Consider the following 12,079-nt stretch of genomic DNA (forward strand, 5'->3'; position numbering starts at 1 on the left):
ATTTATAGAAAAAAATGAAATGATCATAAATGCTTACACATTAAAACGATAATTTCTTTGATAAAAAGATGCACAGATACTTCACATTTTAATAGAGACTATACAAAATGGCATCCTGCATTTGTGTTGAATATTCAAAAAAATTAGTGGATGTTAGCATGGTGGATTTAGTACAAAAAGAAGAGATGACTTCAATAAAATATGAGGTACTAGGTATTGTCTAGCACGATGGCACAGGTTTATGTTCAGGTTTCTCATCAAAAAATGGGGATGGGGCAATAACGATGATCGTTATGGATAGCGTGATATTTGTTAGGATCTCAACAAAAAAGGAACCCCACTCAAGGATTCCTTCAAATAACGATATTCTGTTAAACTAGCATGTTTTTTCGTTGAAATAGGCGTCGATTTGTTGATCGCCTTTTTTAGCTGCTTGCATGAGGCTCATGATTAGGAGCATAGCAAATGAACCGACAAATAAACCTGATATAAATAATAGCATAGGTACCCTCCAATGATAGAATCATAATTCGTCGGAAGGTGGTCATATTCGGCATCTGGCTGGCGTAGTTTGAAAAACCTTAGCCCCTATAGTTTTGCGCCACCATCTTTCAATGGATTTGCCCTTTCGTACGAACTATGTAGTTATTAACATGTTACCATAATTATCTAGCGAAAGATAGTTATATTAACTCTTTATCAATAATAAAAACAGGACTTTTAACCTTTTTATCACTTGGGAAAATTTTCGGTGAGAGACACTGGGACGTTTCTCACTTTACTTTTTGTGACGATCAAGCTACCCCACAACCTTCCTTATTTCCCTTTATTTTAGAATAAAAAAAGCGAATCGCTGCATATCCAATATACAGGCGCTTCGCTTTTTAAAATATAACTTGGGTCTTACAAATATGTTAGGACGCCGCTTCAGCCTTAAGCGGATTACTCTTCAATTTCGTATAGATCACAAACCGCTGCGGTGCATGCCCAATAAAGTTAAAGGGATAGCAGGTTGTAAGCGTTAGAGTCTCATAATCTGTCGGGACTGCCACGGTTTCGTCATCGGCTTCTACGATTTTGGTCTCGGTTGCTTCATAGATAAAATCACCATATGGAGTGGAGAAGGTGATTTCATCCCCCAGCTTTAAATCTTTTAACTTACGAAAAACGGTGTCCCGATGGCCGCTTAGAAGGACATGTCCCCCTTGCCCGGGCAGAGAGCTTCCGGCCATATGACCGATGCCTTGTTTAAGTTCGTTATCATGGGTGCCCTGAACAACTGGGTACGATAAATCTAAAGAGTTGATGGATAACCTGCCAAGCCTTTCGCCTGGTGAAGGCATGGTCGGCCATGCTTCTGTTTCGAACACCTTTTTCACTTGGGTAGGTTTATACGGTTTTACTACCGTCTTTGCCAAGAGAGTGGTCTCCTTGGTCATTTCCCAACCAAAAACACTAATTACGGCTATTCCTGCTATAATCAATAGGGTTGGTACGCCAAGGAGGATCCACTTTAGTATTTTGGGCTTTCTTTTCTTCCTTCTTTTCTTTTTGCGTACGGTTTCCATTAGATTAAGCTTGATTCTCCATTTTGCGGATGGTTCGCATAGCTGGAATAAAAGCTAGACCCCCAAGGGCGATAAGCAGTCCACCAAGCGCAATGCCTTCAGGTAGATCTGAAGCCGTATTTGGCAGCGTAGAATTTGGCATTGGAACAAAGCCTTTTGCCTTTTCGAGGCCTTTCTTTGCCTCAATTGCAGCTTTTAATGCAGCTAACTTACTATTTAGAACTGCAGGATCCAGATCATCTTTTTTTGGATCAATTGTCGCCAAAACGTTTCCCTTAAGATCTAGAAGTTGGATTTTTAGATTTTTAGCATTCTCTAAAGTTAAATTTTTCAGGTCAAAAGCGTTACCGTTTTTATCAACAAAAGCTACCTGCAGGTGTGCCTTTTGTGCACTGTCCAGGAATAGGCGGCCTAGAGTAGCCCTGTTTGCGTCAGATAACTGTTCAGGTTTAGAGACCGTTTTTAAAAGCGCAGCAGCCTCCTCCGCATTTTTCACAATATCATTGTATTCCTTTTGGCTAAGTTTAATGGATTGCAAATAGGCATATAGGTAATCAACCTCGTTCACACCTAGCGCTTTTAATGAGTTTACTAGATTTTGTGCATACTCTGATGAGCTAGCCGCTTTTGCTTCATTTACCGCCACTGGACTGAATACGGAAAGAGAAATCCCTAAAGCAGCAACCGCGGCACTTTTTTTCAAAAAATTATTCATTATTATGTATCATTCCCTTTCATTATTGCAATATTATTAAAAATATAGCATATTTCGGCAAATTATTCCATAGTTTTAGGAACAACCTCTTAGATAACTTTTCTTCCTCACTCGCAATAAAAGGTTAATCCATATCGCTTGAAGCAGGCTGCACATAATGCCCGCATTGTCACCTATTCCATTGTTTGTGGTAAAATAGGTACTTGCTTTTTATAAAGGGTCTCCAGCTGGCTATGTAAATGTCATGACTATTTTGGCAGCAGAAGAATGTCGAAACCCCATATTCAGCAAATGAACAAAAAAAGAGCCATGCCTAAGCACAACTCTCACATCACAGTCTTATTTTTGTTTGGAGGGCCAGAACCCTCTGGTACATCGTCTGTAAAATCGTACACCTCAAGCTTCATCTGAAAACCCTCATACGTCATAAGCATCCTTCCGACTTCTTCCCAGGAAAATGGCTTACCATCAATAATAACAAGTGGTAAACCCTCAGCAGTTTCATCATATTCGATAAGGCCTGTAAATTGGTCATTCATTATTGTATGGTATGGCTGACCATTCGGGAAAACACCTGATTTAACTTGTTGCTTTCCGATCCCTATTTGTGCTTTATCTATTAATTTGTTCAGTAATGCTTGCTGATCACAGTCTAATTCACCATGCACAGCAAATTTGTAGCCAAATTCAATCGTTTCTGATGCTTCCAAGAATATCCCCATAGGGTCGGGTCGTCTTTCCACTAGAAAAGTCCGACTAATTCCCTGATAATCCTTTATTGAAAAAGTTTCTAACAGGGGCTGCAATGTCACATCAAGATCCTCTGCCATTAGCTCATTATAACAATCGTTGCATAAATGCATACTATCGGATTCCATATGTAATCTTATTTTCGCTTCAGATAATTCACATCTCTCACACAAATCCATGTTATCACCTACTTGTTTTTTTCTATATTACCATCCAACAGTTACAGGTGTCATTTCAAATCGGAAACATCATATTTCCTTTATCATTAACCTAAACTGCCTTAAAGGTTTTTTGGATATCATTATATTTTGGTACTCCTAACTTCTATCATGGTGTGGCCACTCCCCGCAACAAAGCCTGAGTGATACTGGTACAATACTTCTCCCGCCTCTGTCCCTCAGTTCCTTCATAAAAGTTTAATAAAATATCCACATTTACAAAAATTGGTATTTTAGAGTTTGGATATTTAAATAAATGGTAGCTGCTCCAAGGATAGAACTCTGGTTTCCTGACCATCTTAGCCTCAACCGGGTTTAGATGGATATATCGGCTGACCTCCAGCATTCCTTCCTTATCGTCAATGATTTGGTCAAAATAGCGTTTTTCATATACGTGGCCGGTCAGGCGGTATTTTGTATTATAGTAATTGGCGTATCGCTTATTGATGAGCGCCATCAACTTTGAAAAGGGAATTTCTTGTGAGCGAATTTGCAGGTGATAGTGGTTGGTCATTAAACAATAGGAAGCCAGTTCAAAGGGAATCTTCTCATGGAGTTGCTGGAGGATATGGAAAAAGGCTTCAAAATCAGAGGCATTACGGAATAATGGGTCTCGGCGATTACCTCTGCAGACAATGTGATAAAAGCAATGTGGAACCCAGATTCTTTTCTCCCGTGACATTACGTTTCCCTCGCCATCACATTTTGTTTGTGCAAACCCCAACGTCTAAGGGTCATCGCTTCCCATATAGCTGTATCGGTAATCATTGTCTCACCAGCAAGGTCTGATATCGTTCGAGCCAAACGAATGATTTTGATTTGGACCCGATTGCTCCAGTTTTGTTTTGCCGCCACGTTAGTTAGCATTGTTTGCTGATTACTTGATAATGGACTCAATTCCATTAAGAGTTCAAACGGGACTTTTGCATTCGTCAATTCCATTTTATAACGGTCATATTGAATGGCACGTGCATGTTCAACTCGTTTCCTAATTTCAATAGAGGATTCCTGGCGTTTTCCCGTCTGATTTAAATTAACTGACTGTAAAGATAATAGAATATCAATCCGATCATAGACCGGTCCAGACAGTCGATTTCGATAGCTTTGTATTTGTTTCTGAGTACAGGTGCAGTAATGGCTATTGGAACCAAGATACCCACATGGACAGGGATTCATGGCGCCGATTAACAGAAATGAGGATGGATAGGTAACGGTGGAATGGGCCCTGCTTATGGTAACCTGCCCGGTCTCAAGAGGCTGGCGCAGCATATCTAACGTCTTTTTTGTAAACTCCGCAATCTCATCTAAAAACAATATCCCGTGATGGGCAAGCGATATTTCACCCGGTCTTGGGGTTGATCCTCCCCCAATAATGGCAACGGATGATGCAGAATGGTGCGGGTGCCTGAATGGGGTCATCTGGCTTGAGATCCGTTTCTCCCCCGCAAGCTGATAAAGACTGAGGACCTCCAACTGAGCTTGATTGGTTAAAGCCGGCAGGATGGATGGAAACGTCTCTGCAAGCAAGCTTTTGCCGCATCCGGGTGGACCGCTCATCAATATATTATGTTCACCGGCAGCGGCTATTTCCAATGCCCGTTTTGCATGCTCATGGCCAATGACATGACAAAAATCCTTCTGTGGCGGTTCACGAAATAGTGGTTTTGCAATCTGAGGAGTTGCTCTTGGGAGGAGTGAAAGGCTTTCTTGGCCCTCCAGGTGGTTGACTACTTCTTCGATATGCTGAACGACAATGCATTCCAGATCCCCCAGCATATGGACCGGTATAGCGGGATCGTATGGAAAGTATACCCTCTTTAGCCCTAGAGCCTTTGCTGATATTAGCGCTGGCAGCATCCCTTCTGCTTTTACAATAGTTCCATCCAGCGATAGGGCACCGATAAAGGCCGTTTCTACCGATATTACACCTTTGATGACATTTAGCTCCTTTAAAGATGCAATCGCTATAGCCAAATCAAACAACGGCCCATTTTTCTTCTGCTCAGCAGGAGAGAGATTAACCACCACCTTCTGGTCGGTGACATCCATATCAAAATGGCTCAGAGCGGCGATCACCCGTTCCCTGGATTCCTTTACAGAGGCATCTGGTAAGCCAACAATGACCATTGACTCCGTCCCAGGCGTAATCCTCACCTCCACCTGAACATGGTAGCCCTCCAGCCCTTTTAAGCCAATACTTGAAACTTTGACAGTCATTAAAAAAGACCTCCCTCAAAAATATGAAATAAAAACAATTGGATAAAACTGCAGCTTGGAATAATCAAAATGAGGATGAATAAATCAATTTGTGGAATTGAAAATTATGGAACAACAATGGATGTAAAGTGGCGTAAAAGAAGGTTAGCCTCAATCTATATTTCTACATAAATCTTGAAAACCCTTCAAATTTTGATAAAATAACAAAACCTGCTAACCCCGTGCTAGCGGTAACAGGTACGGAAAGTTTATACTTTTGAACGATGCAAAAGCACCAGCATCAACGTCTTTTAAAATGGAATCATTTTGTGTATAATGGGTATATATAAAAAGGAGAAGTGCAGTAACACTTCTCCCAGCAACTGCTACCGTCAGGGTGGTGGTTGTCTATGTTTTAGTTTTTACGGGAACCACCCTTTTTGCTTGCGACGGCGTAGGGTGGTTTTCTTGTTTTCTAATACGTGTTTCCGAAAGAAATAAGCGCTTGTTTCACGCATAAATCCTTTTAGAATTTCTCGCAAGATTTCAAGAACATTTTCCAGATTGATATCACCTCCTTTCCTTAACAAAAGGAAAAGAAGATTAACAACCGGCCACCCTCACAATACTCAACTCCAACTCTATTCTACCATTTCTACATACATAAAAATTCTATCAATCTTCGACAAAAACCGGGGCGTGACAGGCACCGAAGTTAAACAGCGGCCCATTTTTCTTCTGCTAAGCGGGAGAAAGGATAACCACTACCTTTTGGTCCGTGATATCAATATCCAAATGACTTAGCGCAGCAATCACCCGTGTACCAACACTAATTTTCTCCACCCCAAACTTATGTTGGTACAGTGGAATTCGCAGTTTTCCAAGAAACTTTAAAACGCCACCCTTCATTCAACGTTTCAGCATCTTCTTACAAAAATCCTCCCTTAACCCATCACGTCAGACATTTCTGTGGAACAAGATTCTTCGTGACGTGAAAGGCACCGAAATTTATACCTCTCTATACCTCGTGTACTCCAAAAGTTGTCTAATTTAAATTACTATGATATATACATCGCTTGTAAGTTAAAATTATTTAGAGAAGCAATGCCATTTAGAATTTTTTTCTTTCACTTGGAGGTAATATTTTTTAGGGATATGGGAAAGCAGGTTTTATGCTCTTTGTCTTAAAAATCCAAAGAGTTAAAAAACTACAAAAAATCGACTTTTAAAGTCATGATAACATCTGGGAGTAGTAGTACTCCCTCTAATTTGTTATCAATTATTTTCTTTTTTAGGAGTGGAGACCGACATGGAAATGAAAACCGAAGATCAAATAGACCAATTAGATACTGAGGATGAAATTGAAATTGATTATGAATATGACGATAATGATGATATTAATATTACTTTAAGGCTAAAAGAAATAAATTTACATAATTTCCGTTGCTTTGAACACTTGAATTTTAAACTAGATGAATCCTTCACTACTCTAATCGGATCTAATAGTGCGGGTAAAAGCACTGTTTTGCAAGCAATAATAAAAGTGCTATCTACTAATCCAAGGGAAAGAATTATTGAAAAAAGTGATTTTTTTAATCCTGATAATGCTGAAATAAAAAATGAAATGATATGTAAAATTGAACTATTATTTGAAATTCTAGAGGAAAAGTCCCTAATTAATGAATATTTGGATGAATATATCCCAAAGTTTTCCTACCAAGATAAAGATGGCAATGTTTTTATTAAAGTACAGTTGCATGCAATGTATTACTTGGGAAGTGTAATTTCAACTGTAAAATACTTGGATGAGCAAGGGAATGTCATTTATGTCGATATTAAAGGGAATCTTATAGAATTAAGTGAATTTCAAGAGTTTAATGTTGATAGAGATGGAACTAATCTTAGAAAAATGGTTGAATTTTTTTATGTTCCAGCACTAAGAAATTCTATTAAAGAATTTCAACCTGATAGTAATACTCTTTTAAAAAAGATTTTCAAATTTTCTAATAAGGTCCCTGAAGAAGAAAATCATATTAAAACTATCACTACTAAACTTAACAAAGAGATATTAAATACCAAATTTGGAGGAGGAATCCAAGCGGAGATAGATGAAAAATGGGGCAAATTAAACCCAGATCCAATAATTCGTATGGCTAATTTAAAATTCACCGGTAACGATTATGACTCAATCTTAAAACAAGTTGATATAAGTTTCTCAAAAAATAAAGATAATAATGGGATTTTTATATCACAAATAGGAGATGGTCTTCAATCACTTTTTTACATAGCATTAGTTCAAGTACTGTTGGATTTAAATCGAAAGGATAAAAAAAATAGTGGGCTCACAATTTTAGCATTAGAGGAGCCTGAAAATCATATTGCCCCTAATATTGTAGGAAACTTGGTAAAAGGATTAAGGAAGTTATGTACAGAGGCTAATTTACAAGTATTAGTATCTACACATTCTCCATCGTTGCTTAAACGTATCTCACCTGAGTCTATTCGGTTGTTTCGCAGAAGAAAAAATACAGTACATATGATTTCATCTTGGTTAGGCGAGGTAGAAGACTATAAATTTTTAAAAGGCGCTGTCCAAAGGTATCCTGAACTTTACTATTCAAATCTTGTAATTCTTGTGGAAGGGGAAAGTGAGGAAGTGATTTTACCAACAATTTTAGAAGAATTTGGTTTGGAAATAGATGCAGTTGGTATTGCTGTCGTTCCTTTAGGAGGAGCACATGTAAATCATATGTGGAGACTACTAAATGACTTAAATATCCCTTTTTTATCACTACTTGATTTGGATCGAGAAAGAACAGGTGGTGGTTGGAAAAAGATTTACGATATTATAGAAAAAATTAGTACCTACAATTCAAGAATAAAAGATGAAAGAGATATAACTTATTATTTCAGCAATGATAATAGATCAGTTACTAGAAAAAAGCCTGAGAATATGGATGAGTGGTTAGTAGAGGAAATTAATCTAATGGAGAAATGGGTTCAATTTCTTGAATCATATGATGTTTTCTTTTCATCTCCACTTGACTTAGATTTTATGATGTTGAATGCATTTAAGAATGAATATAAAGAAACTGCTGAAAACAGCCCACGTTCAAATGAAACTCAATCTTCAAAAGTTACTTTGGGGTTAAAAGACGATGAAGAGGTTAAATCATATAATCATATTGAGCTACTTTTGTTCCCTTGGTATGTATATCTTTTCCTTAGAAATGTTGGGAAGCCAAGGAGACATAGGCTCGCTTTGGAAAAGATTAAAGAAAGGATGAATTGGAAAAATGAAATACCTGGTCCTCTAAAAAGGTTAATAAAGGAAGTTGAGAATAAAATGAAATCTTTTTAAAGTTATTTTTATGCGTGTTTTATAATTCTAAATTTTATATTCAATCGATAGAATTTCAAGAACAGTTTCCAGGGACATCACCTCCTTCCCTACTAAAAGGAAAAGGAAAACCAACAACCTGGCCACCCTCACATATTCTGTTAATTTTTATTTATGGAAAACTGTTGATTGTAGTTTATCGTTTACAACATTGTGGGGGACGTCTTTACCCTTTTCTCCAGAATTTATATGTAAGGACATTATACCCAGAAAATTCCAGACAGGTAATGACGTCAACTGCTTTGTCATTTCGGATTGTTGATAATACAAATAAATGACATAACCGGTCCCTATTTATGGGAAACCCATCTATTTATTTGTCGAAATATTTTTAAAAAATCCATTTACACAATTATCAATTTCTCCCCACCTACTATGTTAGAATATTTTATAAAGATTTATTGTTTAATAAGTGAGGGCGGCGGTATTCATGGAACAGGGTGATCAAACCTTTTTAGACCGTATTTTAGATAAGAGAGCAACTTTTGGTGAGACAATGATAATGTCTATAATTATTGGTTTTCCTATTTATTATTTTTGGGGAGACGTTACTACTCTAGAAGAGGAAGGACGTTTTGCATTAATCATTGTTGGTTTTCCTATTTTAATTATGATTAGAAAATTATATTGGTCATTCCGTATGAAAGGGTTTTTAGTGAGAAATATCTATTACTTAAAGGGAAACAATAAAGAAGCATTTTTAAGGTATTATCATAACCATACATGGAGAAATGTGTATTATTATTTTGGCTTTATTAAAAATGAATTAGAAAAATATGATTCACTAGGGAGGAAAAAGTTTGAAGACCCGGGTTGGTGGTGTCACCGTTGTGGGGAATTTAACAGTATCCAAGTGACAAGATGTAATAAATGCACTCAACGTAAAAATAAACCTGTTGCATATTGAGTTTTATACAAGTGTGATCAAAAGACCAGAATACAAAGGTCTTTTTCTTTTGGCAAAATGAAAAATTGCCTTTGACAAACCCAATCCACTAAAAAAGGCGACATATCAAATGCCGCCTCTAACATTGCCGTTCAATATCATTTAATGCCTCGATAAAATCTTCTCTGATCCAACTAAAGGTTTTTGTCTGTTTAAATGCACTGATACAATCCTTTAGCTGGGTCTTTTCTTGGGATGAGGCAGTTATTGTTTCCATTCTAAGATAGTTGGGAACTCTCTTGAGCAAAATCGTTAGATTTTCATGCGCCTCACTAGTTAATACAGGAAACGTTACTTCTAAGGCAATTTCCATTGATGTCTTAAAGGTAAATGGGTTTGGAATCCTTAGGCTAGTATTCATTGCAACATCCTCCTCTACAATATGCTAATTTAAGCATAAGGAGGAACGCGTAAAAAATGTGTTGCTTTCTTGGGTAAAATAATAATAAATTTTGTCTTTTAATGGTATCTACTTTACTTGCTGATATATTTACTCCTGGCCAAATACATTTTGAGTGTGTACTGTGCTGCATCTGTAAGCTTTTCTGCCGCTAAAAATTCCTTCATTTCCTCCTTCTTTAGTGGAACTGCTTTTAATTCATCAGTCTCCAATTCTCCGTCCTTAGCGACACTGTATAATAGGTTTAATTATTCCATGTTTCTATCCATCCTAATAAAGGATTTTAACCCTATTTCAAACCTAGTAGTTTCCAAGAATAAATCCATAAACCGTTCATCGTTAATATATTTATGGTGCTCTTCTTTAATTCCCAGTTCCTCCCTTAGACCACGGTGGAGGCATTTGATCAGGCTGACGTCTCTTCCCTTCTTATCCGTTATTGTGAGTCCTTCATTCATGGTGACATGCCAGAGACCCTCAGAGTTGCTTGTACATAAATATTTGAATCGCTTAGCAAAAACAATTTCATTACCAGTCGGAGTATCAATTATAATAAAATTATTAATACCAAATGAGGTCAGGAATGGCGTATAGACGTGAAGCTCTTCCATTTTTTCAATTTTACTTATTTGATGTCCAGCATCCTTTAACTCTTTATAAATGGACCGGAAAACTAGATGAGTAAAGTAATCCGTTTCAAAAAGGTCTAATCTAATACAAGCATCTTCATCATGGTCAGCATTTCTTTTTCTTTGAATCCGATAAACGCCATAACTCTTTCCATTAAAGATCGTATGCTTATTCTTCATTTTGGTTATGATTTGCTCAGCAACCATTATGCTATGCTTTGTTATTAGCTCTGGGAGATCTGTGTTTATGGCATTCTAAATATGTAGGGGATGGCAGTTAATTTGTGCTGGCCCCCCGGGGGGCCAGACAAATTAAAAAAACCACTTTCCAACATTCTTAAATACTACTACACTTCCTGTTTGGGGCAAAGTCATGCAGGAGGTACTTAAGGAGATGTTGGCAGTGGCCGAAATCAATTAATCAGACAACAGGTTAACAATAAAGGCTGCGGTTATTCGGATGTAGCAAAAAGAACAGGTAGAGATCCTAGAACAGTTAAGAAATATGCGGATATGGAGGATTTCAACGAACAGCCAAAAAAGAAACAGACGAGAGTATCACCGGTTTTAGGACCAGTGAAGCCAGTAATAGATGAAATTAAATAAGGAGTTGTGGGGAAAGGCAGAGAAGGACCACTTGAGGAAGCATTATCAAAAGGATTGGTCCATATCGGAACTATTCGAGGAAGATAAGGCAGCCTTCTTACTATTATCGGCAAAGAATATGAGTGTGTAAGATATGAAACCCTGAAAGCAAATAAATATGGCTATGTGAAGGTGGACCTCAATCTGTACTCCACCTCCCCAAGATATGCACTAAACAGAGTTCTTGTAAAAATCTCATATTACACTGTGGAGATTTTAGATGATGAACATCGGCTAGTTGTGAAACATTCACGGCTTTATGGACAGTACCGTGAGTCAATGAAATGGCAGCCATATTTAAATTTAATGGACAAACGCCCTACGGCACTTAAATATACTAGTTTCTATGACCAGCTTCCGGAGGAATGGAAAAACTATTTCAATTCCTGTACAGTGGCAGAAAAATCGGAAGCACTGAAACTATTATCGTTGATTTTGAAGGAGCATGATTTCAGTCTAATAACAAAAGCGCTTGTTATTGCATCTGAACACGGGCATCCCTCCGGGGATGCCATTAAACAAGTATTCTATCAGCTTATCAATGGCCGTGGAATCCGAAGTGAAATTAAACCGAAAATAACGCTTCCTGCACTGCCTTAAGCAACAAGAGGA

General features: G+C 37.6%; 13 protein-coding genes, 1 pseudogene and 1 riboswitch. Of the genes and pseudogenes, 5 read left to right on the plus strand and 9 right to left on the minus strand.

The features are described from left to right. Positions 1-376: 376 nt before the first annotated feature. The 6 genes from M3234_RS29180 to M3234_RS02975 all read right to left on the minus strand — a co-directional run bounded on the left by M3234_RS29180 (position 377) and on the right by M3234_RS02975 (position 5,468). The gene (locus tag M3234_RS29180; protein WP_285858214.1) at positions 377-502 is read right to left on the minus strand and encodes a DUF3789 domain-containing protein; all 126 of its coding nucleotides are present in this window, start codon (positions 500-502) and stop codon (positions 377-379) included. Between the two features lie 47 nt (positions 503-549). Continuing rightward, positions 550-635: riboswitch (cyclic di-GMP riboswitch) on the minus strand. Positions 636-914: 279 nt separating this feature from the next. Continuing rightward, positions 915-1,568 (minus strand): class D sortase, encoded by a 654-nt coding sequence (locus tag M3234_RS02955; protein WP_262303247.1) that lies wholly within the window; start codon positions 1,566-1,568, stop codon positions 915-917. Positions 1,569-1,572: 4 nt separating this feature from the next. Next, complete coding sequence (locus M3234_RS02960) at positions 1,573-2,283, minus strand: cell wall anchor protein (protein WP_262303248.1); 711 nt, start codon at positions 2,281-2,283, stop codon at positions 1,573-1,575. Between the two features lie 326 nt (positions 2,284-2,609). Continuing rightward, complete coding sequence (locus M3234_RS02965) at positions 2,610-3,212, minus strand: DUF7713 domain-containing protein (RefSeq protein ID WP_262303249.1); 603 nt, start codon at positions 3,210-3,212, stop codon at positions 2,610-2,612. A 148-nt stretch (positions 3,213-3,360) separates the two neighbouring features. Next, positions 3,361-3,933, minus strand: coding sequence for a transposase (locus M3234_RS02970; protein WP_262303250.1), 573 nt, complete (start codon positions 3,931-3,933; stop codon positions 3,361-3,363). Beyond that, positions 3,933-5,468, minus strand: coding sequence for a YifB family Mg chelatase-like AAA ATPase (locus M3234_RS02975; RefSeq protein WP_262303251.1), 1,536 nt, complete (start codon positions 5,466-5,468; stop codon positions 3,933-3,935). Before M3234_RS02975 ends, M3234_RS02970 begins: the two co-directional genes overlap by 1 nt. Before the next feature lie 1,294 nt (positions 5,469-6,762). On the opposite strand from M3234_RS02975, the gene M3234_RS02980 reads away from it, so the two are divergent. Continuing rightward, positions 6,763-8,808 (plus strand): ATP-dependent nuclease, encoded by a 2,046-nt coding sequence (locus tag M3234_RS02980; RefSeq protein WP_262303252.1) that lies wholly within the window; start codon positions 6,763-6,765, stop codon positions 8,806-8,808. 469 nt (positions 8,809-9,277) lie between these two features. Beyond that, positions 9,278-9,754: a hypothetical protein gene (locus tag M3234_RS02985; RefSeq protein ID WP_262303253.1), complete on the plus strand. Its 477-nt coding sequence runs from the start codon at positions 9,278-9,280 to the stop codon at positions 9,752-9,754. A 118-nt stretch (positions 9,755-9,872) separates the two neighbouring features. Here the strand turns inward: M3234_RS02985 and M3234_RS02990 are convergent, their stop codons facing one another. From M3234_RS02990 to M3234_RS03000, 3 genes are all read right to left on the minus strand, one after another. Then, positions 9,873-10,154 (minus strand): hypothetical protein, encoded by a 282-nt coding sequence (locus M3234_RS02990; RefSeq protein WP_262303254.1) that lies wholly within the window; start codon positions 10,152-10,154, stop codon positions 9,873-9,875. Positions 10,155-10,267: 113 nt separating this feature from the next. Next, the gene (locus M3234_RS02995; protein WP_262303255.1) at positions 10,268-10,405 is read right to left on the minus strand and encodes a hypothetical protein; all 138 of its coding nucleotides are present in this window, start codon (positions 10,403-10,405) and stop codon (positions 10,268-10,270) included. Positions 10,406-10,441: 36 nt separating this feature from the next. Continuing rightward, complete coding sequence (locus M3234_RS03000) at positions 10,442-11,029, minus strand: hypothetical protein (protein WP_262303256.1); 588 nt, start codon at positions 11,027-11,029, stop codon at positions 10,442-10,444. A gap of 385 nt (positions 11,030-11,414) precedes the next feature. Between M3234_RS03000 and M3234_RS03005 the strand changes: the two genes are divergently transcribed. From M3234_RS03005 to M3234_RS03010, 3 genes and pseudogenes are all read left to right on the plus strand, one after another. Beyond that, positions 11,415-11,558, plus strand: coding sequence for a hypothetical protein (locus M3234_RS03005; RefSeq protein WP_262303257.1), 144 nt, complete (start codon positions 11,415-11,417; stop codon positions 11,556-11,558). 41 nt (positions 11,559-11,599) lie between these two features. Next, positions 11,600-11,677: pseudogene (locus tag M3234_RS29650) on the plus strand (hypothetical protein); the annotation flags it as partial. 30 nt (positions 11,678-11,707) lie between these two features. Then, the gene (locus tag M3234_RS03010; protein ID WP_262303258.1) at positions 11,708-12,067 is read left to right on the plus strand and encodes a hypothetical protein; all 360 of its coding nucleotides are present in this window, start codon (positions 11,708-11,710) and stop codon (positions 12,065-12,067) included. Positions 12,068-12,079: the final 12 nt, after the last annotated feature.

The sequence above is a fragment of the Neobacillus niacini genome, assembly GCF_023715785.1.
GTDB lineage: Bacteria > Bacillota > Bacilli > Bacillales > Cytobacillaceae > Neobacillus > Neobacillus niacini_E.